This window comes from Pseudomonas sp. BP6 (assembly GCF_017875935.1).
Classification (GTDB): Bacteria; Pseudomonadota; Gammaproteobacteria; order Pseudomonadales; family Pseudomonadaceae; genus Aquipseudomonas; species Aquipseudomonas putida_Y.
Window position 1 is genome coordinate 811,757 of the sequence record NZ_JAGINI010000001.1, and the last position, 21,614, is coordinate 833,370.

General features: G+C 63.6%; 15 protein-coding genes and 1 pseudogene. 9 read left to right on the top strand and 7 right to left on the bottom strand.

What is annotated here, in order from left to right; translation table 11 throughout:
* Positions 1–266: 266 nt before the first annotated feature.
* From J3A98_RS03715 to J3A98_RS03750, 8 genes are all read left to right on the top strand, one after another.
* The gene (locus tag J3A98_RS03715; RefSeq protein WP_209964098.1) at positions 267–4,292 is read left to right on the top strand and encodes a bifunctional nitrate reductase/sulfite reductase flavoprotein subunit alpha; all 4,026 of its coding nucleotides are present in this window, start codon (positions 267–269) and stop codon (positions 4,290–4,292) included.
* A gap of 280 nt (positions 4,293–4,572) precedes the next feature.
* A complete protein-coding gene (gene nirB, locus J3A98_RS03720) occupies positions 4,573–7,125 on the top strand; it encodes a nitrite reductase large subunit NirB (RefSeq protein WP_209964101.1) in 2,553 nt (850 codons plus the stop codon).
* Positions 7,125–7,487, top strand: coding sequence for a nitrite reductase small subunit NirD (gene nirD, locus J3A98_RS03725; RefSeq protein ID WP_209964104.1), 363 nt, complete (start codon positions 7,125–7,127; stop codon positions 7,485–7,487). The genes nirB and nirD overlap by 1 nt, the downstream gene beginning before the upstream one ends.
* A 280-nt stretch (positions 7,488–7,767) precedes the next feature.
* A complete protein-coding gene (gene pcaQ / locus J3A98_RS03730; protein ID WP_209964107.1) occupies positions 7,768–8,700 on the top strand; it encodes a pca operon transcription factor PcaQ in 933 nt (310 codons plus the stop codon).
* 255 nt (positions 8,701–8,955) lie between these two features.
* Positions 8,956–9,708 (top strand): FKBP-type peptidyl-prolyl cis-trans isomerase, encoded by a 753-nt coding sequence (locus J3A98_RS03735; RefSeq protein ID WP_010952765.1) that lies wholly within the window; start codon positions 8,956–8,958, stop codon positions 9,706–9,708.
* 288 nt (positions 9,709–9,996) lie between these two features.
* A complete protein-coding gene (locus J3A98_RS03740; RefSeq protein ID WP_176685013.1) occupies positions 9,997–10,434 on the top strand; it encodes a YkvA family protein in 438 nt (145 codons plus the stop codon).
* 114 nt (positions 10,435–10,548) lie between these two features.
* A complete protein-coding gene (locus J3A98_RS03745) occupies positions 10,549–10,887 on the top strand; it encodes a helix-turn-helix transcriptional regulator (RefSeq protein WP_176685014.1) in 339 nt (112 codons plus the stop codon).
* Positions 10,884–11,252 carry a hypothetical protein gene (locus J3A98_RS03750; protein ID WP_003252539.1) on the top strand — a complete coding sequence of 123 codons (369 nt, stop codon included), beginning with the start codon at positions 10,884–10,886 and terminating at the stop codon, positions 11,250–11,252. The genes J3A98_RS03745 and J3A98_RS03750 overlap by 4 nt, the downstream gene beginning before the upstream one ends.
* A gap of 1,834 nt (positions 11,253–13,086) precedes the next feature.
* Here J3A98_RS03750 and J3A98_RS03760 read toward each other — a convergent pair.
* Positions 13,087–14,031 (bottom strand): annotated as a pseudogene (locus J3A98_RS03760) (EAL domain-containing protein); the annotation flags it as partial.
* A 118-nt stretch (positions 14,032–14,149) separates the two neighbouring features.
* A complete protein-coding gene (locus J3A98_RS03765) occupies positions 14,150–16,231 on the bottom strand; it encodes a carboxy terminal-processing peptidase (RefSeq protein WP_176685015.1) in 2,082 nt (693 codons plus the stop codon).
* 139 nt (positions 16,232–16,370) lie between these two features.
* On the opposite strand from J3A98_RS03765, the gene J3A98_RS03770 reads away from it, so the two are divergent.
* On the top strand, positions 16,371–17,333 hold the full coding sequence (locus tag J3A98_RS03770) for an NAD(P)H-quinone oxidoreductase (RefSeq protein ID WP_176685016.1): 963 nt from the start codon (positions 16,371–16,373) through the stop codon (positions 17,331–17,333).
* Positions 17,334–17,452: 119 nt separating this feature from the next.
* Here J3A98_RS03770 and J3A98_RS03775 read toward each other — a convergent pair whose 3' ends face one another.
* The 5 genes from J3A98_RS03775 to J3A98_RS03795 are packed head-to-tail and all read right to left on the bottom strand — an operon-like array spanning position 17,453 to position 21,538.
* A complete protein-coding gene (locus J3A98_RS03775; RefSeq protein ID WP_019436775.1) occupies positions 17,453–18,106 on the bottom strand; it encodes an HAD family hydrolase in 654 nt (217 codons plus the stop codon).
* A 14-nt stretch (positions 18,107–18,120) separates the two neighbouring features.
* Positions 18,121–19,110, bottom strand: coding sequence for an ABC transporter ATP-binding protein (locus tag J3A98_RS03780; protein ID WP_209964110.1), 990 nt, complete (start codon positions 19,108–19,110; stop codon positions 18,121–18,123).
* Position 19,111: 1 nt separating this feature from the next.
* On the bottom strand, positions 19,112–19,906 hold the full coding sequence (locus J3A98_RS03785; protein ID WP_209964113.1) for an ABC transporter permease: 795 nt from the start codon (positions 19,904–19,906) through the stop codon (positions 19,112–19,114).
* A complete protein-coding gene (locus J3A98_RS03790; RefSeq protein ID WP_103469327.1) occupies positions 19,896–20,735 on the bottom strand; it encodes an ABC transporter permease subunit in 840 nt (279 codons plus the stop codon). Before J3A98_RS03790 ends, J3A98_RS03785 begins: the two co-directional genes overlap by 11 nt.
* Entirely contained in the window at positions 20,732–21,538 is an 807-nt protein-coding gene (locus J3A98_RS03795; protein ID WP_003252558.1) for an alkaline phosphatase family protein, read from the bottom strand. The genes J3A98_RS03790 and J3A98_RS03795 overlap by 4 nt, the downstream gene beginning before the upstream one ends.
* Positions 21,539–21,614 lie beyond the last annotated feature (76 nt).

Here is a 21,614-nt window from a genome sequence, read left to right on the forward strand (position 1 = left end):
GTGCGCAACCTGTGCAGGCCTCTTCGCGGGCGTGCCCGCTCCCATAGGTACGGCGCCGCCCTCAGGCCTTGCGATATCCCTGTGGGAGCGGGCATGCCCGCGAAAGGGCCGGTATAGCTGGCCCATAAATTGCTGATCTACCCTCATCCCGGGCTGTCAACGTCGACAGCCCTCACCACTTCACGACAAAGGCGCCGTGTTGCCCCGCTTGCATCAGCATGCAGGGGCAGCCGGCGCCTTTTTGCGTTTTCCACAGGAGCCCGCCCATGGCCAACAGCGAAGTACGAAGCGTCTGCCCCTACTGCGGCGTGGGCTGCGGCATCGTCATGAGCGTTGCCGATGGCAAGGTCGGCAAGATCAGCGGCGACAAGCTGCACCCGAGCAACTTTGGCCGCCTATGCACCAAAGGCCTCACCGCCCACCTGCCACTGAGTGCCAGCGGGCGCATGGCCGACGCCTACGTGCGCCAGCAACGCAGCCAGCCGCCGGTGCGCACCAGCATGGACCAGGCCATCGCCGCCACCGCCGAGCGTCTGCGCGGCATCATCGACCAGCACGGCCCGGATGCCGTGGCGCTGTATGTGTCCGGGCAAATGTCGCTGGAGGCCCAGTACCTGGCCAACAAGTTGGCCAAGGGCTTTATCCGTACGCGCCACATCGAGTCCAACTCGCGCCTGTGCATGGCCAGCGCCAGCAGTGGCTACAAGCTGTCGCTTGGCGCCGATGGCCCACCTGGCAGTTACCAGGACTTCGAGCACGCCGACGTATTTCTGGTGATCGGCGCCAACATGGCCGACTGCCACCCGATCTTGTTCCTGCGCCTGCTTGATCGGGTCAAGGCCGGCGCCAGGCTGATCGTCGTCGACCCGCGGCGCAGCGCAACCGCCGACAAGGCCGACCTGTTTCTGCAGGTGCGCCCCGGCAGTGACATGGCCTTGCTCAACGGCCTTTTGCACCTGCTGCATCGCAACGGCCACACCAACCCCGATTTCATCGCCCGCCACACCGAAGGCTGGGACGAACTGCCGGCCTTCCTCGACGACTATACCCCCGAGCGCGTAGCCGCCATCACCGGGCTGGCCGAGGCCGATATCATCAAGGCCGCCGAATGGATCGGCAGCGCCAACAACTGGATGAGCTGCTGGACCATGGGCTTGAACCAGAGCATTCACGGCACCTGGCACAGCAACGCCATCTGTAACCTGCACTTGGCCACGGGTGCCATCTGCCGCCCCGGTAGCGGCCCGTTCTCGCTGACCGGCCAGCCCAATGCCATGGGCGGCCGCGACATGGGCTACATGGGCCCCGGCTTGCCAGGCCAGCGCTCAGCGTTGGTGGAAGATGACCGCGCGTTCGTCGAACGACAATGGCAACTGCCACCCGGCAGCCTGCGCAGCGAGGGCGGCGAGGGTACGGTGGCGCTGTTCGGGCAGATGAAAACCGGTGAAGTGAAAGCCTGCTGGGTCATCTGCAGCAACCCGGTGGCCAGTGTCGCCAACCGCCAGCAAGTGATCGACGGCCTGCGCAAGGCCGAACTGGTCATTACCCAGGACGCCTTCCTTGACACCGAAACCAACCGTTACGCCGACATCCTGCTGCCGGCCGCGCTGTGGGCCGAAGGCGAGGGCGTGATGATCAACAGCGAGCGCAACCTGACCCTGATGCCCCGCGCTGTCGAGCCGCCCGGGCAAAGTTTGCCGGACTGGCAGATCATTGCCCGCGTGGCGTGTGCCATGGGCTATGCCGACGCCTTCGACTACCCCAATGCCGAAGCGGTGTATGAGGAAATACGCCGCTTCCACAACCCCTCAACCGGTTATGACCTGCGCGGTATCGGCTATGCCGAATTGCGTACGCAGCCGCGCCAGTGGCCCTGTGCGCCGGGCAGCCAACAGCAGCGCAGCCCGCTGCGCTACCTCAACGACGGCAGCAGCCAGGCGCTCCTGCTCGATGCCCAAGGAGGGCGGCCGGCACTGGCTTTCCCCACCGCCAGTGGCAAGGCGCGCTTCTTTGCGCGGCCCTGGTTACCGGCAGCGGAATTGCCGGACGATAAATACCCCATGGTGCTGAACACTGGCCGTGTGCAGCACCAATGGCACACGTTGACCAAGACCGGCAAGGTGCCGGCACTAAACAAGCTGGAGCCCGGCCCCTACCTTGAGATTCATCCCGAGGATGCTGCCCGGCTGGGTGTTGCTGAAAAGGACCAGGTGGCCGTTCGCTCGCGTCGAGGGCACGCCGTGTTGCCAGCGCGCATCAGTGACCGGGTCATGCCGGGCAACTGCTTTGCGCCGTTTCACTGGAATGACCTGATCGGTGAGCAATTGGCGATCAACGCCGCGACCTGCGATGCGGTCGACCCGCTGTCGCTGCAGCCTGCCTTCAAACACTGCGCCGTAGCCCTGGAGCGGGTCGCAGGCGAGCGCATCGACGCCCTTGATCTGAACACTGCCACTGTAGAGCCTGTCCGCATGCCGACCGCCACCCTGTCCCGCCTGCTTGGCCTGCACACTCTGCCGGTTCCGGTGCTGGCCGAAGAAGAGCGTCATTACCTGCAAGGTTTCCTGCTGGGCCTGGACCAGGCCCGCGCCGAGGGCGTACCCCGCCTGCCGGCCAGTGCGCCGCTGGCTGCCAGCCGTCGTTTGTTTGTCGACGGTTTGCTGGCCGGGCTGTTCGCCCAGCCTGCAACTGCGCCCATCTCGGCACAGGCCGCGCCATGGCATCAGGTGCTGTGGGCCTCGCAGACCGGCACTGGTGAGCAACTGGCCGAACGCTGTGCCGCGCGCCTGCGCGGTGCCGGTCTGAACGTGCAACTCAGCTGCCTGGAGGCGGTCAGCCCAAGCCAGCTGCAGGGCGTTGCCAGTGTGGTATTGATCGCCAGCACCTTTGGCGATGGCGACGCGCCCGACAGCGGCGCGGCATTCTGGCAGGCCTTGCAGGGTGAGGAGGGCGCTCACTGCGCCGGGCTGCCCTATGCCGTACTGGCCTTGGGCGACTCCAGTTACGACCAGTTCTGCGGCTTTGGCCGCAAGCTCGACCAGCGCCTGGCCGAGCTGGGAGGGCGGCGCCTACTGCAACGGGTGGACTGCGAGCCAGACTTCGACGATGCCTTTGCCGGCTGGCTCGAAGCACTATTGCCTGCACTGGGCAGTGCTGCGGCACCACCACCGGTGAGTGAACCTGCACCCTTGGCGGCCTATAGCAAGCAGCAACCCTGGATGGCCACTGTGCTGGAAAACCGCCTGCTCAATGGCCCCGGCGCCAGCAAGGAAACCCGTCAGCTGGTCTTCGACTTGGGCAGCAGCGGCTTCAGTTATGCGGCCGGCGATGCCCTGGGCGTATGGCCGCGCAACTGCCCGGCCCTGGTAGAAGAGCTGCTGACGCTGATGCAGCTCGATGGCCAGGCGATGGTCGAACTTAAAGGTCATTGCGCCATGCCATTGGCCGAAGCCCTGCAAACACACTTGGAAATTGCCAAGGTCACTGCGCAACAACTGCAGGTATTTGCCAGCAACGCGCCTGACCTGCAGCGCTTGCTGCAGCCTGAATGCAAGGCCGAGCTGCAAGATTGGCTGTGGGGCCGGCAACTGGTCGATGTGCTGCGCGCCTTCCCCCAGCAGTTGCGGCTGGCCAGCTGGCTGGAACTGCTCAAGCCATTGCAGCCGCGGCTCTATTCGATCAGCTCCAGCCCGCTGGCGCACCCAGGCCAGGTGCATCTGACGGTATCGACGGTGCGTTATGGCGAACGTAAAGGCGTGTGCTCAAGCTTCCTTGCCGACCGTGCGCAGGTGCAGAAAGTGGAGATCTTCCCGCAGGTGTCGAAGCACTTTCGCTTGCCCGAGGACGACAACGTGCCGGTGATCATGGTGGGCCCTGGTACCGGCATTGCACCGTTCCGGGCGTTCCTCGAGGAGCGAGAGGCACGGGGGGCAAAAGGCGACAACTGGCTGTTCTTCGGCGAGCAGTACGCAGCGACCGATTTCTATTACCAGGAGCAGTTGCAGGCCTGGCAAGCAGCGGGGCACCTGCGGCTGGACACGGCGTTCTCGCGGGACCAGGTTGAGAAGATCTATGTGCAACAGCGCATGCTCGAGCAGGGTGCGCTGCTGTGGCAATGGCTGGAGGCGGGGGCGTATTTCTATGTGTGTGGCGATGCCCAGCGCATGGCCAAGGATGTGGATGCGGCGTTGCGGGTGATCGTCGCCGAGCATGGCCGGATGGATGCGGCGGCGGCTGCGGCTTATGTCGAAGGCTTGAGCAAGGCCAGGCGTTATCGGCGCGATGTGTACTGAAGTGCTCCAAGATGGGGTGTTGTGCACCTTGAATGTGCATTGGCTGGGCGGGCCCAGCGCAAGTGTAGGAGCGGGTTTACCCGCGAAGAGGCCGACACAGGCAACCCAGGCAAGCCACGCATCCCAGACAACCCGATTGGCACGCTCCCTGCTTAACCTCGGATACAACAAAGCCCACTGATCAACGGCGATCAACCCGGGCCCCCTACCGTGATGAATACAGGCAAAGGCGCCTGGAGCTTCGGCTCCAGGCGCTTTTTTTTTGATCGAGGATCGGCTTATGAAGGCAACAGCGAGCAGCGGGCAACGAGAGCAACTGGTCATCGTCGGCAACGGCATGGTCGGCCACCATTGCGTCGAACAACTGGTCAGTCGCGGCGCCCTGCAGCGCTTCGAGCTGCGGGTATTCGGCGAAGAGCGCCAACGCGCGTATGACCGCGTGCACCTGTCCGAATACTTCGGCGGCAGCTGTGCCGAAACCCTGGCCCTGTGTGAGCACGATTTCTACGACGCCAATGGCGTGCACCTGCACCTGGGTGAAGCCGTGCTGGAGATCGACCGCGAGCGCCGCGAAGTCGTCACTGCCGAAGGTCGCTATGGCTACGACCAACTGGTGCTGGCCACCGGCTCCTATCCCTTCGTACCGCCGATCGAAGGCTCCAGCGGCAATGCCCGCCTGGTCTACCGCACCCTGGACGACCTTGATGGTATTCGTGCTGCCGCAGCCGGTGCCCGCCGAGGGGTGGTGGTCGGCGGTGGCCTGCTTGGCCTGGAAGCGGCCAACGCCCTCAAGTCGCTGGGGCTGGAAGCCCACGTGGTGGAATTCGCCCCACGGCTGATGCCGGTACAGCTGGACGGCGAGGGCGGTGCCGCGTTGAAGGCGCAGATCGAAGCGCTGGGTGTGGGGGTGCACCTGGCGCGCGCCACCCAGTCGGTCAGTGCCGGTGAAACCTACCGCTACCGCATGAACTTCGACGGCGGTGAGCACCTGGAAACCGACCTGATCGTGTTCTCCGCCGGTATCCGCCCACAGGATGCACTGGGCCGGGGTTGCGGCCTGGACATCGCCGCGCGCGGTGGCGTGGTCATCGATAACCACTGCCGCAGCAGCGACCCACGCATCTTCGCCATCGGCGAGTGCGCCTCGTGGAACGGCAGCGTGTTCGGCCTGGTCGCCCCGGGCTACAGCATGGCGCGCAACCTGGCCGGGCTGCTGATGGGCGAGGCGGCGGTGGCGTTCACCGGCGCCGACATGTCGACCAAGCTCAAGCTGCTGGGTGTGGATGTCGGTTCGATCGGCGATGCCCACGGTGCCACCCAGGGCGCGCGCAGCTATCGCTTCATCGATGAAGCCAACAGCGCTTACCGCCGTTTGGTGGTGGATGCCAGCGGCAAGCACGTGCTCGGCGCGGTGCTGGTCGGCGACAACAGCTATTACGACACCCTGTTGCAGTATGCCCAGAACGGCATCGCCCTGCCGGCCGACCCGGCAGCGCTCATCTTGCCGCAAGGCGGTGGTGCGCCGGCCCTGGGCGCCGATGCGCTGCCCGACAGTGCGACCATCTGCTCCTGCCACAACGTCAGCAAGGGGGCGGTGTGCGCCGCGATCGACAGCGGCTGCAGCGACCTCGCTGCGGTCAAGGGCTGCACCAAGGCCGCGACCGGCTGCGGTGGTTGCGCGGCCCTGCTCAAGCAAGTCTTCGAGCACGAACTGACGGCCCGCGGTGTGGCGGTGGACAAGAGCCTGTGCGAGCATTTTGCCTACACCCGGCAGGAGCTGTACGGGTTGGTGCGGGTGGAGGGTATCCGCACCTTCAGCGAACTGCTCGAACGCCATGGCAAGGGCCATCTGGGGTGTGACATCTGCAAGCCGGCAGTGGGCAACATTCTCGCCTCGTGCTGGAACCAGCCGATCATGGACCCGGCGCTGGTGCCGCTGCAGGACACCAACGACACCTTCATGGCCAACATGCAGAAAAACGGCACCTATTCGGTGGTGCCGCGCATTCCCGGCGGTGAAATAACCCCCGACAAGCTCATTGTCATCGGCCAGGTGGCCAAGAAATACGACCTGTACACCAAGATCACCGGTGGCCAGCGCATCGACCTGTTTGGCGCCCAGTTGCACGAGCTGCCGCTGATCTGGGGCGAACTGATCGAGGCCGGTTTCGAAACCGGCCACGCCTACGGCAAGTCGACCCGCACGGTGAAGTCGTGCGTGGGCAGTACCTGGTGCCGTTATGGCGTGCAGGACAGTGTCGCCATGGCCCTGCGCCTGGAAGATCGCTACAAGGGCTTGCGCAGCCCCCACAAGCTCAAGTTCGCGGTATCGGGTTGCACCCGTGAATGCGCCGAGGCGCAGAGCAAGGACATCGGCGTTATCGCCACCGACAAGGGCTGGAACCTGTACGTATGCGGCAACGGCGGCATGCGCCCGCGGCATGCCGAGCTGTTCGCCACCGACCTGGACGACGAAACCCTGGTGCGCCTGATCGACCGCGTGCTGATGTTCTACATCCGCACGGCCGACAAGCTGCAGCGCACCTCGGTGTGGCGTGAAAACCTGGAAGGCGGGCTGGACTACCTGAAGCAGGTGATCATCGACGACAGCCTGGGCCTGGCCAGCGAGCTGGAAGCACAGATGCAGCATGTGGTCGACCAGTATGAATGCGAATGGGCCAATGCCCTCAACGACCCGGAGAAGCTCAAGCGCTTCCGCACCTTCGTCAACGACCGACGCGCCGACCCGGACGTGCACTTCGTGCGCGAACGCGAGCAACGCCGGCCCGCTGCACCACTGCACCTGATCCCAACTGTCGAGGAGGCTGTCTGATGAACCTGGCCAATGCTGCTGTGAACACGCAGGAAAACTGGCAGACGGTGTGCCAGGCACAAGACCTGGTGGCCGACTCCGGGGTCGTGGTTTGGGTCGATGGGGCCCAGGTGGCGTTGTTCTACCTGCCGGGGCAGGCGCAGCCGCTGTACGCGGTGGAAAACCGCGACCCGCGCTCCGGCGCCAACATCATCGGCCGCGGGCTGGTGGGTAGCGTGCAAGGTGAGTTGGTGGTGGCCGCGCCGCTCTACAAGCAGCACTTCAGCCTGCTGAGCGGGGAGTGCCTGGAGGATAGCGCGCAGCGGTTGCGGGTATGGCCGGTACGGATGAAGGGTGAGGCGGTGGAGCTGGCTTTGGCCTGACAACCCTTTGCTGCCTGTGCCGGCCTCTTCGCGGGCAAGCCCGCTCCCACAGAGTCTGCACCGCCTTCAAATACGGCGCTGCACCTGTGGGGCCATCGGCAGGGGAACTGCTCAATGGCAGCCCCCCCGGTGGGCGAGCTGGCGCGGCTTTGTTGAATTGCCGACGAAGCCTGCTTTTCTCGGTATTTCCGCTAGATCCTCGGACTGCCGCTCGGGTCATCCCGCCGCCAGCAGCGCGACCCGGATACGCCGCAAGTAGCGATGCGGTAAGCTTGCTGCCATGAACCTCGACACCCGCATCAAATACCGCCACCTGCTGTGCTTTCTGGAGATTGCCCGGCAGGGCAGCCTGGCCAGGGCGGCCGATATCCTGTCGATCAGCCAGCCGGCGATTTCCAAGACCCTCAAGGAGCTTGAGGACCTGCTCGAGGCGCGCCTGTTCGAGCGCAGCCGGCAGGGTGTCGAGCTGACCCCGGCTGGCACCCGCTTCATGCGTTACGCCGGGCCCAGTGTGCAGGCACTGCGCGATGGTGTCAGCAGCTTGCGTGGCGAGGCGAGGGCGCCGTCGCAGGTGCGCATCGGCGTGCTGTCCACGGTCGAAGGCCTGCTCATGCCCGAGGTGCTGTGCCGCCTGCATCAGCGCCATGAAGCGCTGGTGATCAGCGTGGTCACCGGGGTCAGCGCGCAGTTGCTTGGCCAGCTTCACCTGGGGGAGCTGGAACTGGTGGTGGGGCGCATGACCGACAGTCCGCAAATCCAGGGGTTGTCGTTCGAGCACCTGTACAGCGAGTCGATGAGCCTGGTGGTGCGCCCGGGTCACCCGCTGCTGGCCAGTACGCCCGTGGAGCGAGGGCAGGTGGGGCGTTACCCGCTGGTGCTGCCGCCGGCCGGCACCACCATCCGCCAGCACGCCGACAGCCTGTTCGTGCAATGCGGCATCCAGATGCCGGCGCAGCGCCTGGAAACCCTGTCGCTGGCCCTGAGCCGGCGCTACCTGCTGGGCAGCGATGGCCTCTGGGTGGCGCCGCGTGATGCCGTGCTGCTCGACCTGCGCCGTGGCGAACTGGTCGAGCTTGACCTGGGTGTGCGTGAGCCGGGAGGGTCGGTGGGGATTTGCCGCAATGCCGCCTTGCCGATGAGTTTGCCGGCGCAGTGGGTGGGTGAGGTGCTGCGGGAGGTGGCGGGGGAATATCGGGAGGGGCGTTATCCTTGAGGTTTTCGGTGGCCTGCCTGCCCTGGGGTTTCCGACCTCAGAACCCGCAGAAATAAAAGGCCACAAAAAACCGGCAAACCCGGCACAAAGGGTCAATACTGGCCAATGGCTGTAAAGCCTTCGATGAAGAAGCTTTTAACGACTGAACTTCCTTACGAAAACCCGCTCCTATGCCGGTAGCCATTGGTCATGGCCGCCTGCTAAGCTCGCGGCTTTACCCTGATTGCCCTTATGGCGCATGAACAAGGAAATAGCATGAAACAGCATCGTTTGGCGGCTGCGGTTGCCCTGGTAGGCCTGGTACTGGCTGGCTGCGATCAACAAGCCAGCAGCCCCGAGCTGAAGACTCCGGCGCAGAAAGCCTCCTACGGTATCGGCCTGAACATGGGCAAGAGCCTGGCTCAGGAAGGCATGGAAGACCTTGATTCGAAAGCAGTCGCCCTCGGCATCGAAGACGCCGTTAGCAAGAAAGAACAACGCATCAAGGACGAAGAGCTGGTAGAGGCCTTCACCGCATTGCAGAAACGCGCCGAGGAGCGCCTGGCCAAGGCCAGCGAAGAAGCCGCCTCCGCCGGCAAGAAGTTCCTCGAAGAAAACGCCAAGAAGCCAGGCGTGGTCACCACTGCCTCGGGCCTGCAGTATGAAGTGGTCAAGAAGGCCGACGGCCCGCAGCCAAAGCCGACAGACGTGGTCACTGTCCACTACGAAGGCAAGCTGATCGATGGCAAGGTATTCGACAGCTCCGTCGAGCGTGGCAGCCCGATCGACCTGCCGGTCAGCGGCGTGATCCCAGGTTGGGTCGAAGGCTTGCAACTGATGCACGTCGGCGAGAAGTACAAGTTGTTCATCCCGGCTGAACTGGCTTATGGCGCGCAAAGCCCAAGCCCGCTGATCCCGGCCAACTCGGTACTGGTGTTCGATCTGGAACTGATCGCCATCAAGGACCCGGCCCAGTTGCAAGGCGCCGAGCCGCAAGCAGAAGCGCCTGAAGAAGCACCTGCCAAGTAACATTGGCTGGTTGTCGAAAACGCCCCACATTGATGGGGCGTTTTCGTTTGTGCCGATTGGACGAACCTGCGACAGCTGATACTGTCCGAGGAAATGCAACGTGAAGAAGTAGGATGTTTCTGATGCAAATCGTTTGCGGCGTAGGTAGTCATGGCGTGAAACGACTGTGTAAAAAACGCCCGATCTGACCCGGCCCCTTGCCAGGCAGGCACCTGAGGTCGGAAACATCGCCCTGTTCACAAGGTTATCCACAATAAATGTGGATAACCTTTTCCTCTCGGAGGCTCCATGAGCGCACCCTGGAATTTTGCTCGTTTCCTGCCTTTGGCCGAGCGCCTGCTCAGCCGCGGGCGGTTGCCGGCCTTGCTGTTCGCGGTGGCGCGCAAAGGCCCGCGCCTGGGACAACTGCGTGAAGATGTGAAGCTGCTGCAGTCGCTGTGCCTGGCCTGGTGGAGGGGTGAGTACCGCGCCATCAGCCCCAAGGCGCTGGTCACTGTCGTGGCTGGTCTGCTGTATTTCGTCAGCCCCATCGATGCTATCCCGGACTGGTTGCTGGGGGTGGGTTTCCTCGATGACATCGCGGTGCTGGGCTGGGTGCTGAAAACCGTGGCCGACGAGTTGGCGCGTTTCAAGGCCTGGCGCGATAACCAGGCACCCGAACGGCTGCGCGCGGTCGAGCGCCTGCCGGCTACCCCGGAAGCACTGCGGCTGGAGCGCAACAGCTAATCAAACTGGCCTGAATATCACCTCAACTGCACAGACCTCGGAGTTGGTAATATAATTGGCATAAGGGTTATGCCTACGGATTACATGCTGTAATCCTTTTTAAAGGGGTTTGTAATGGGTATTCAGGTCATCAGCCGGGACGGTCAACCCGAGTACGCCGTCGTTCCCTGGGAGCAATACCAGGCGTTGCTCAAGGCTGCAGGGCAGGCACCTGCCGAGGCGGTTTCCGGTGAGGCGCAGGGCGTTGTTGCCAGTGCCCCCCTGCCAGCCTTCAACGAAGTCGCCCAGATTCGCCAGGCCAAGGGCATTGCCCCTGAGCAACTGGCGCGCAATGTCGGGGTGAGCCCGGCGTATCTGGCCATGATCGAATCGGGTGAGCGCCAGCCAGATGCTGCCATCCGCCGCGCCCTGGCCTGGCATCTGGGGGTGGCTGGCTGGAGCGAGCCATCATGAGCCAGGTCAGGATCAGCCGTCAGCACTGGGATAACCTGCTGGGTGAGCTTGACCTGGCCCGTCGTCAACGTCACTTGCTGACATACCGAGCACTGATCGAGCGCTTGCAGTTGCCCAGCCCGGCCATGCAGACGCTGACTGCCGCGCTGGAATACCTGGCGGTGCTGGATGCCCGTGCCGAGCAGCCATTACGCAGTTCGCTGGTGATCAGCCAAGGCGCCAGCCGTTTGCCGCGTACTGGCTTCTTTGAGTGTGTCGAGCGCCTGGGGCGGTTTACCGGGCCGGTCGATGGCATGGAGGCCGCCTCGTGGCATGCCTCTGAGGTGGTTCGGGTGTTCGAGTACAGCTATCCCGAAACGGCCTGAAGCGTTACCCATTCCAGCCTATTCGCTACAGGTGGTGACCCTGAGCGAGAGGGCAGGGCCTGCTGGCCAATTTCCACCCGTCGTTCTCCGTTGCCGCCGCTACCGTATTCGCGGGTAAACCCGCTCCTACGCAGATCGGAGGTGGACACGCATCTGGGGTCGGACTCAGGCCGTCGTGTAGGAGCGGGTTCACCCGCGAAGAGGCCGGCCCTGCTGGCCAATATCCACCCGCCGTTCACCGTTGCCGCCGCCACCGTATTCGCGGGTAAACCCGCTCCTACGCAGATCGGAGGTGGACACGCATCTGGGGTCGGACTCAGGCCGTCGTGTAGGAGCGGGTTCACCCGCGAAGAGGCCGGCCCTGCTGGCCAATATCCACCCGCCGTTCACCGTTGCCGCCGCCACCGTATTCGCGGGTAAACCCGCTCCTACGCAGATCGGTGGTGGACACGCATCTGGGGTCGGACTCAGGCCGTCGTGTAGGAGCGGGTTCACCCGCGAAGAGGCCGGCCCTGCTGGCCAATATCCACCCGCCGTTCACCGTTGCCGCCGCCACCGTATTCGCGGGTAAACCCGCTCCTACGCAGATCGGAGGTGGACACGCATCTGGGGTCGGACTCAGGCCGTCGTGTAGGAGCGGGTTCACCCGCGAAGAGGCCGGCCCTGCTGGCCAATATCCACCCGCCGTTCACCGTTGCCGCCGCCACCGTATTCGCGGGTAAACCCGCTCCTACGCAGATCGGTGGTGGACACACATCTGGGGTCGGACTCAGGCCGTCGTAGGAGCGGGTTCACCCGCGAAGAGGCCGGCCCTGCTGGCCAATATCCACCCGCCGTTCACCGTTGCCGCCGCCACCGTATTCGCGGGTAAACCCGCTCCTACGCAGATCGGAGGTGGACACGCATCTGGGGTCGGACTCAGGCCGTCGTGTAGGAGCGGGTTCACCCGCGAAGAGGCCGGCCCTGCTAGCCAATTTCCATCCACCGTTCACCGTTGCCGCCGCCACCGTATTCGCGGGTAAACCCGCTCCTACGCAGATCGGTGGTGGACACGCATCTGGGGTCGGACTCAGGCCGTCGTGTAGGAGCGGGTTCACCCGCGAAGAGGCCGGTCCTGCTGGCCAATATCCACCCGCCGTTCACCGTTGCCGCCGCCACCGTATTCGCGGGTAAACCCGCTCCTACGCAGATCGGAGGTGGACACGCATCTGGGGGCGGACTCAGGCCGTCGTGTAGGAGCGGGTTCACCCGCGAAGAGGCCGGCCCTGCTAGCCAATTTCCATCCACCGTTCACCGTTGCCGCCGCCACCGTATTCGCGGGTAAACCCGCTCCTACGCAGATCGGTGGTGGACACGCATCTGGGGTCGGACTCAGGCCGTCGTGTAGGAGCGGGTTCACCCGCGAAGAGGCCGGTCCTGCTGGCCAATTTCCATCCACCGTTCACCGTTGCCGCCGCCACCGTATTCGCGGGTAAACCCGCTCCTACGCAGATCGGTGGTGGACACGCATCTGGGGTCGGACTCAGGCCGTCGTGTAGGAGCGGGTTCACCCGCGAAGAGGCCGGCCCTGCTGGCCAATATCCACCCGCCGTTCACCGTTGCCGCCGCCACCGTATTCGCGGGTAAACCCGCTCCTACGCAGATCGGAGGTGGACACGCATCTGGGGTCGGACTCAGGCCGTCGTGTAGGAGCGGGTTCACCCGCGAAGAGGCCGGTCCTGCTGGCCAATATCCATCCACCGTTCACCGTTGCCGCCGCCACCGTATTCGCGGGTAAACCCGCTCCTACCACGGTGGTGGGCACACATCGGGGGTTGGAATCAGGCTGTTGTAGGAGCGGGTTCACCCGCGAATAGGCCGGCACAGGCAGCGCATCCCTGTGAATCAACCCGCACCCCCTGCCATCGGCATCCACCACTTCCAATGCCTCCAGGTGCTGGTATCGGCCAAATAGCTCCAGCAGCTGCCCGATCGTGGCATTCAAGTGCACTGTCGGTTGTTCAGCCAGTGGCACCTGCGTCAGTGCTGGTAAAAGCCCGCTGTCGCGTACCCCCATCTCCTGTGGCCGCCCTAACAAGTAGCCCTGCACCAGGTCCACGCCCATCTCCACCAGCACCGCCAGCTCTTCCGCCAGCTCGATGCCCTCGGCAATCACCTGTGCCTTCGACGCTCGGGCGATCTGCAGAATGGAGCCAACAAACTCGCGCTTGAGCGGGTCACGGTGGATGCCGTCAATGAAGTGCCGGTCGATCTTCACGTATTCGGGGCGCAGCTCCGACCACAGGCGCAGGCTGGAATATCCCGCGCCCAGGTCGTCGATGGCAATCGAGAAGCCCATGTCGCGATAGTGGTGCAGGGCATTGGACAGCAGCTGGAAATCGTCGGTGGGCGTGTGCTCGGTCAACTCGATCACCACCCGGCTGGGCGGCAGGCCAACCTGTTCGAGCAGTTTCAGGGTCAGGCCAGAAGGGTAGTGCGGCTCCAGCAGCGATTCGGGCGAGATGTTGAGAAACAGTTTGCCCTGCAGTTGCTGCTCGCTGAAGCGTCGGCAGGCGCTTTCTCGGCAAGCGGCTTCCAGCTCGGTCAGGCGGCCGGCCTGGCGGGCGATGGTAAACAGGTTGAGCGGCGCATGTAGCGGGCTGTTGGACGGACCACGGCTCAGCGCCTCATGGCCGAACACCCTATGTTCACTCAGGCACACGATAGGCTGGAACAGACTGTGAATACTGCGTTGAGCCAGGATGGCACTCAAGGCACTGAGCTGTTCGGCAACGGTCATGATGTATTCCTGAAAATGAAAAGGCCGGGCATCTACATGCCCGGCCCCCATATTTCACGACAGCACGATGACTGTTTGATGACAGGTCGCATTATTCTGCCATCATTGCTGAGGTGCCTTACTTCTTGGCCACCTTGGTGCTGGCACTGAGGTAGTCGATCAGGATGCGACCGGTTTCCGCAAGGTAAGCGTCGTCTTCCGGCTTGGTGTTTTCATCCTCGACCGGCAGAGCGTCTTCGTCCTCTTTCTTCAGCTCTTTCAGCGGTTCTTCACCCTTGGCCTTGCGGCGGATGTTTTCCAGCGCCAGTTGCTTGGTCTCGATGCTGTCGTGGCGGGCGCGGCGTTCCTGTTCGTTGAGGCTGACGGTTTTCTCGTTCATCAGCTTCTGGGTCAGGGCCAGGCGGTCGCGGATGTAGGTGAACTCGGCATCCTTGTCGCTGCGTGCCTCATGCTGCGCCTTGAGCTGGGCCAGGAACGGCCTGAACGGATCGGCTACAGGCTTGACCACCGGGCGGATGGTGTCCCACGGCATGGCCTCTGGCAGGGCGCTCTCGCCGATTTCCTTGGTGTCGATGATCGATGGGTAGTCGATGTCCGGCAGTACCCCCTGATGCTGGGTGCTCTGCCCGGAAACGCGGTAGAACTTGGCCAGGGTCAGCTTCAGCTCGCCATGGTTGAGCGGCTGGATGGTCTGCACGGTGCCTTTGCCGAAGGTCTGGCCACCGATGATCAGCGCGCGGTGGTAGTCCTGCATGGCACCGGCGAAGATCTCCGATGCCGAGGCCGACAGGCGGTTGACCAGCAATGCCAGCGGGCCCTTGTAGAAGGCCCCCGGGTTTTCGTCTTCCAGCACGTCGACGCGGCCGTCACTATTGCGCACCAGCACGGTCGGGCCTTTTTCGATGAACAGGCTGGTCAGCTCGGTGGCTTCCTGCAGCGAGCCGCCGCCGTTGTTGCGCAGGTCGATGACCACGCCATCGACTTTTTCTTTTTGCAGTTCGGTGAGCAGCTTCTTCACGTCACGCGTGGTGCTCTTGTACTCCGGGTCGCCCGCACGGTAGGCCTTGAAGTCCAGGTAGAAGGCTGGAATCTCGATGATGCCCAGCTTGTAGTCACGCCCGTCCTGCTTGAGCTTGAGCACCGACTTCTTCGCCGCCTGCTCTTCAAGCTTCACCGCTTCACGGGTGATCGACACAATCTTGCTGGTCTGGTCGCTAGGTGCATTGCTGGCCGGGATGATTTCCAGGCGCACCACCGAGCCTTTCGGGCCACGGATCAGCTTGACCACTTCGTCCAGGCGCCAGCCCACCACGTCGACCATTTCCTTGTTGCCCTGGGCTACGCCGATGATTTTGTCGGCCGGGGCCACCTGCTTGGTCTTGGCTGCCGGGCCTGCCGGCACCAGGCGCACGATCTTGACCTGGTCGTTGTCGCTTTGCAGCACCGCACCGATGCCTTCGAGCGACAGGCTCATGTTGATGTCGAAGTTCTCGGCGTTGTCCGGCGACAGGTAGTTGGTGTGTGGGTCGTAGGACTGGGCGAAGGTGTTGATGTAGGCCTGGAAGATGTCCTCGGCACGGGTCTGATCCAGGCGCGCGAGCTGGTTCTTGTAACGCTTGATCAGGGTTTCCTGGATCTGCTTGGGTTCCTTGCCGGCGATCTTCTGGCGCAGCACTTCGTCTTTCACGCGTTTGCGCCACAAGTCGTCGAGCTCGGCCTGGTTCTTCATCCACGGTGCGTCCTTGCGATCGATCAGCAAGGTTTCCTTGGTGGTGAAGTCCATCTTGTCCACGCCCTTGTTCAGCTCGGCCAGGGCGAAGTCCAGGCGTTGCTTGACGCGGTCGAGGTAGCGTTTGTAGATGGTGAAGCCCGGGTCCAGGTTGCCGCTCTTGAGGAAATCGTCGAATTGCCTTTTCCATTTATCGAATTCGGCAATGTCGGCAGCGGTGAAGTAGCTGCGCGCCGGGTCCAGCAGCTTGATGTAGCTGTCGTAGATAATGACCGAACGGGCATCGTCCAGAGGTGGCTTGCTGTAGTGGTGGCGCTTGAGCAATTCCACCACGTTGAGGCTGGCGACGATCTCGTCGCGGTCGGGCTGCAGGCTGTCCCACTTGTTGGCGGCCGCCGCATTGCCGCCGAGCGTGAGGCTGCCCAGGCCGATCATCACAGCCAGTGCGGTGCTTGGAAGGAAATGCTTCATGCTGATTCGACGTGGAGGCAATTGATCACGCATAGTAGGCCGTCTTTTCCGTTGCCGGTTCCATGGAGCCGGGCAAATACTGCAAAAGGCCTGAGGTAAGCGACCTCAGGCCCAGTCATGATTCAACTATGGAGGCACTGTGAAGGCATTGCAAGGCGTTGACGGACATGTGGAGTGGGTCGAGGCCGAGCGCCCGACCTGTGACGCGGGCCAAGTGCGCATTCGCGTGGCCGCAGCGGGGCTGAACCGCGCCGACCTGCTGCAGATGAAAGGTTTGTACCCGCCACCACCAGGTGCCAGCCCGTACATGGGACTGGAGTGTTCCGGGGTGATTGAAGAGGTGGGGGCTGGTGCCGATTGGCGCGTGGGTGACCGCGTTTGCGCCCTGCTGGCCAGCGGCGCCATGGCCGAGGAAGTGGTGGTCGATGCCCGTCACGTCCTGCCGGTACCCGAAGGCCTTGGCCTGCATGAGGCGGCAGCGCTGCCGGAGGTGTATGCCACCGCCTGGCTGAACATCTTCCAGCTCGGTGCGGTGAAGGCTGGCGAGAAGGTGCTGGTGCACGCCGGCGCCAGTGGCGTTGGCTCGGCCGCCATCCAGCTGTGCAAGGCGTTCGGCAGCCCGGTGTGGGTCAGCGTCGGTTCGCAGGATCGTCTGGCCTACTGCCAAGCGCTGGGCGCTGCGGGTGGTGTGGTCCGTAACGAGAACCTGGACGAGCTGGAAGGTTTTGGCCCGTTCGACGTGATTCTCGACCCGGTGGGCGCTAGCTACGGTGAGCTGAACCTCAAACTGCTGGCCCGCGACGGTCGCTGGGTGATCATCGGCCTGATGGGCGGACGCAAGTTTGAGCTGGACCTGGCCCAAGTGCTGGGCAAGCGCCTGGAAATCACCGGTTCCACCCTGCGCAACCGTGACGACGGCTTCAAGGCCGAGCTGCTGAGCGAACTGCAGCAGCACGTATGGCCACTGTTTGCCGAGGGGCGTTTGTCGCCGCAGCTGGTCGATACCTATCCGGTGGAGTTTGCCCAGGCGGCGTATGCCGAGCTGGAGACCAATCAGGTGTCGGGCAAGCTGGTGATGGTGATCGACCCTAGCCTGGTGTAAGCCGGCCAGGCCCCTTCACGGGTAAACCCGCACCTGCATTGAGATCGCCACAATTTGAACACTGTGCGATGTAGGAGCGGGTTTACCCGCGAAGAAGCCGGCACAACCCACAAAAACCTTCAGCTCCAGCTCAGAATCGGCCACCCGTTGATCTCGGCATGCTCGCGCAACACCGCATCCGGGTTCACCACATGCGGATGATCCACCTTCAACAGCAACGGTAAGTCATTCCTCGAATCGGAATAGAAACTCGCGCCCTCCAGGTTCTCCTGCTCCTGATCCAGCCACTCCAGCAACCGGGTGATCTTGCCCTCACGATAGGTCAGCACCCCGTGGGTCTTGCCGGTGTACACCCCGTTCACTGCCTCCAGCTCGATGGCCAGGTATTCATCCACACCCAGTCTCGCGGCAATCGGCCCGACCAGGTGCGTGCCCGACGCGGAAATGATCAGGATGCGATCCCCACGCTTGCGGTGCTCGGCAATGCAGCGGCAGGCGTCACCGTAGATGATCGGTTCGATCACTTCTTCGACCCACGGTGCCACCAGGTGCTCGACTTCTTCCAGGGTGCGCCCGGCAATCGGCTCCAGGCTGAAAGCCATGTAGTCCTCCATCTGCAGGTGGCCCCTGCCATAGGCTTCCATCAGTTCATGGTCGCGGCGCAGGAAATCCTTGCCGTCGACCCAGCCCAACCGGGCCATCTGCTCGCTCCACAGTGAGGCGCAGTCGCCGTGGATCAGGGTCTCATCCAGATCGAAAATTGCCAGTGCCATTGTGTTGAGTCTCCTTAAGCCACTTCCCGCAGCGCAGTGGGGTCGATCGACACGCTTACCCGTTTCCCGTCCGCGTGCAAGTCGGCCGGCGAGCGGTTGAGCACATCGACCACCAGCTCCACTTCGCGCACCTGCACTCGGTAGCGGATCACGTTGCCCAGCAGACTGTGGCTGCGTACCTCGGCGTCCAGCTCGCCGTGCTCGCCAAGGGTGATCGACTCTGGGCGGATCGCCAGGCGGCTGGCCACCGGGCGCTGCAGCAGGCGGCTGGCGCTGTCGGCGTCGAGCAGGTTGTAGTTGCCGATAAAGCCGGCGGCAAACAGGTCCACGGGAGCGGTGTAGAGGGTTTCGGCATCGCCGCTCTGGACGATGCGCCCCTGGTTCATCAGGAAGATGCGGTCGGACATGGTCAGCGCTTCCTCCTGATCGTGAGTGACGAATATGGTGGTCAGCCCCAGTTCGCGCTGGATGGCGCGAATCTGCTCGCGCAGGTGCTTGCGGATACGCGCATCCAGCGCCGACAACGGTTCGTCGAGCAGCAGCAGGCGCGGGCGGGTGACCAGTGAGCGTGCCAGGGCCACGCGCTGGCACTGGCCACCGGAAAGCTGGTGCGGGTAGCGCCCGGCGAACTTGCCCAGCTCCACCAGCTCAAGCGCCTCGTGTACCCGCAGCTGGCTTTCATCGGCCTTGACCTTCTGCATGCGCAGGCCAAAGGCGACATTCTGCTCCACGGTCATGTTGGGGAACAGCGCGTAGCTCTGGAACACCATGCCGATGCCACGTTTTTGCGGGCTTAGCGGCACGATGTCGTGGCCGTCGAGCAGTATCTGCCCGCTATCCACCGAGGTCAGCCCGGCAATGCAACGCAGCAGGGTGGACTTGCCGCAGCCGGACGGGCCGAGCAGGGTGACGAATTCGCCGCGTTCGATGTGGCAGTCGATGCTCTCGAACACCGGGCTGCCGGCGTAGCTTTTCTGCAGTTTCTGTACGCTGACGAAGCTCATGTCAGGTCTTGTCCTTGTTCAGGCGGTTGGCGACCCAGGTCAGTACCAGCACGAAGGCGAAGTAGGAGATCACCAGCGCGCTGTTGAAGTGGCCACTGCTGTTGCGCATGTTGTTCAGGTACACCTGCAGGGTCTCGTAGCGGGTGCCGACCAGCAGGTTGGCAAACACGAATTCGCCGAACAGGAACGAGAACGACAGCAGCAATGCCACCATCAGGCCCTGGCGCAGGTTCGGCAGCACCACCAGCAGTGCGGCCTGCCAGGTGCTGGCGCCAAGCAGTTGCGCGGCGTCCATCAGGTCGCGCAGGTTGATGGCCTGCAGGTTGTTGGTGATGGCCCGGTACATGAACGGCAGGGCGATGGTGAAGTAGCAGCCGATCAGGATCCACGGTGTGCCGACCATGGCCATCGGCCCGCTGCCATACAGCTGCAGCAGCCCCACCGACGACACCACCGGCGGCACCGCGAATGGCAGCAGGATGAGGATGTTCATCAGCGCGTCGAGCCGCGGGAAGTGGTAATGCACCACGAACAGCAGTGGCAAGATCAGCGCCACCGACAGCAGCAGTGCGCCTACGCACACCAGCAACGACTGGCCGAAGGCCGCAAGGAAGCGCGGCTCGCTCCACAGTGCCGCATACCACTTGAGGGTCAGGCCGCTGGGCAGCAGGGTCGCCGACCAGCTGGTGGCCAGCGAGTAGAGGAGGGTGCCGGCCAGGGGCAGCAGCAGGATCAGGAACAGCAGGTAGACCACGAGGCGGTGGTACCAGCCGCCGGAACGGATGTCAGCGCGCATGGTAGCTCCTTTTCAGCAGCCATTGATGCACCACCGTGACCAGCGTCATCAGCCCCACCAGCACCATTGCCAGGGCGCTGGCCAGGTTCGGATCGAGGCTGATGTCGCCCGCCACCAGGCCGGCGATGCGGATCGGCAGTACGTTGAAGTTGCCGGTGGTCAGTGCGTACACGGTGGCGTAGGCGCCGAGGGCATTGGCCAGCAGGATGACGAAAGTGCCCAGCAGCGCCGGGGCCAGCACCGGCAGGCCGATGTGCCGCCAGTACTGCCAGTGGTTGGCGCCCAGCAGCGCGGCTGACTCGCGCCAGTCTTCGCGCAGGGCGTCGAAGGCGGGGTAGAGCAGCAATACGCCCAGCGGGATCTGGAAGTAGGTGTACACCAGGATCAACCCGCTTTTGGAATAGATACTGAAGTCCTCCAGCAGGCCAACTTGCTTCAGCAGCAGGGTCAGCGCGCCGTTGAAGCCGAGCAGGATGATGAAGGCAAAGGCCAGCGGCACACCGGCAAAGTTGCTGGTCATGTTGGCGAAGGCGCTGACGAAGTCGCGCAGCTTCGAGTCCACCTGGCGCAGCGAGTAGGCGCCGAGGGTCGCAATGACGATGCCGAACACGCTCGACCAGAAGCTGATTTCCAGGCTGCGTTGCAACGCCTGCAGGTAGAACTTGGAGGCGAACACCTTGCTGAAGTTGTCGATGCCCCAGCCGGCTTCCGATTGCAGGCTGTTGATCGCCACCCAGGCCAGTGGGGCGACCTGGAAGATGACGAAGAACACGGCGAACGGCAGCAGGCAGAGCAGGGCCAGGTAGCGGCCACGTATGCCGCCACTCACTTCAGTAGCTCCCGGCAAACCGTCTTGTCGTGCGCGGCGCCCAGCAGCTCGCAGATGGTGCCGCACAGTTCGGTCTGCAGCGGTTTGGCGGCCGGGTCCAGGCTGAAGGCGTCGCCGAAGACGAACAGCGGCACTTCACGTTCTTCAGCCAGCAGGCCGTTGTGCGAGCGGTCGTTGTTCATGCCGTGGTCGGCGGTGACCAATACCTGGTAGCCCTCCTCGAGCCAACCGGGCAGGTAGTCGGCCAGCAGGATGTCGACGCTGCGTGCAGCATTGCGATACTGGCTGCTGTCCAGGCCGTGGCGGTGACCCACGTCGTCAACGCTCATCGGGTGCACCAGCAGGAAGTTGGGGGCGTGACGGCGGCGCAGGTACTCGCCATCGGCCAGAAGGTGCGAATCGGGGTAACGGTCGTCCCAGTAGAACAGCCCGTGCTGGATCGGCAGCTTCGGCGCGTGGGTGTGGCGGTCGCGCTGCGGGTCGAAGGGCGAGCGATTGTACAGCTCGCTCATCCAGTGATAGGCCGCCGCCGCGGTGCCCAGGTTGGCCTCGCGGGCGTAGTGAAACACGCTGCGCTGGTTGGACAGGCGGTTGATGTTGTTGTGCACGATGCCGCTGTCGATTGGCGGCACGCCGGTGAGGATGCATTCGTACAGCGGCCGCGACAGCGATGGCAGCTCGCATTCCACGCGGTACAGCGCGGCACGGTCGGCCTCGACGTAGGCGTGCAGGTGGCCCATCGCATGGTGGGCGACCTGGTAGTTGAGGCCGTCGAGCAGGACCAGGATGACGTTGTGTTGCATGTTTTCTCCAGTCATGAACCGCGTTGGCATCTTCGCGGGTAAACCCGCTCCTACATGTATCGCGTATCCCTGTGTA

Bases quoted from the DNA above. Each gene is read 5' to 3' on its own strand.
- J3A98_RS03715 (WP_209964098.1), top strand. From the start codon at position 267: ATGGCCAACAGCGAAGTACGAAGCGTCTGCCCCTACTGCGGCGTGGGC.
- nirB (WP_209964101.1), top strand. From the start codon at position 4,573: ATGAAGGCAACAGCGAGCAGCGGGCAACGAGAGCAACTGGTCATCGTC.
- nirD (WP_209964104.1), top strand. From the start codon at position 7,125: ATGAACCTGGCCAATGCTGCTGTGAACACGCAGGAAAACTGGCAGACG.
- pcaQ (WP_209964107.1), top strand. From the start codon at position 7,768: ATGAACCTCGACACCCGCATCAAATACCGCCACCTGCTGTGCTTTCTG.
- J3A98_RS03735 (WP_010952765.1), top strand. From the start codon at position 8,956: ATGAAACAGCATCGTTTGGCGGCTGCGGTTGCCCTGGTAGGCCTGGTA.
- J3A98_RS03740 (WP_176685013.1), top strand. From the start codon at position 9,997: ATGAGCGCACCCTGGAATTTTGCTCGTTTCCTGCCTTTGGCCGAGCGC.
- J3A98_RS03745 (WP_176685014.1), top strand. From the start codon at position 10,549: ATGGGTATTCAGGTCATCAGCCGGGACGGTCAACCCGAGTACGCCGTC.
- J3A98_RS03750 (WP_003252539.1), top strand. From the start codon at position 10,884: ATGAGCCAGGTCAGGATCAGCCGTCAGCACTGGGATAACCTGCTGGGT.
- J3A98_RS03765 (WP_176685015.1), bottom strand. From the start codon at position 16,231: ATGAAGCATTTCCTTCCAAGCACCGCACTGGCTGTGATGATCGGCCTG.
- J3A98_RS03775 (WP_019436775.1), bottom strand. From the start codon at position 18,106: ATGGCACTGGCAATTTTCGATCTGGATGAGACCCTGATCCACGGCGAC.
- J3A98_RS03780 (WP_209964110.1), bottom strand. From the start codon at position 19,110: ATGAGCTTCGTCAGCGTACAGAAACTGCAGAAAAGCTACGCCGGCAGC.
- J3A98_RS03785 (WP_209964113.1), bottom strand. From the start codon at position 19,906: ATGCGCGCTGACATCCGTTCCGGCGGCTGGTACCACCGCCTCGTGGTC.
- J3A98_RS03795 (WP_003252558.1), bottom strand. From the start codon at position 21,538: ATGCAACACAACGTCATCCTGGTCCTGCTCGACGGCCTCAACTACCAG.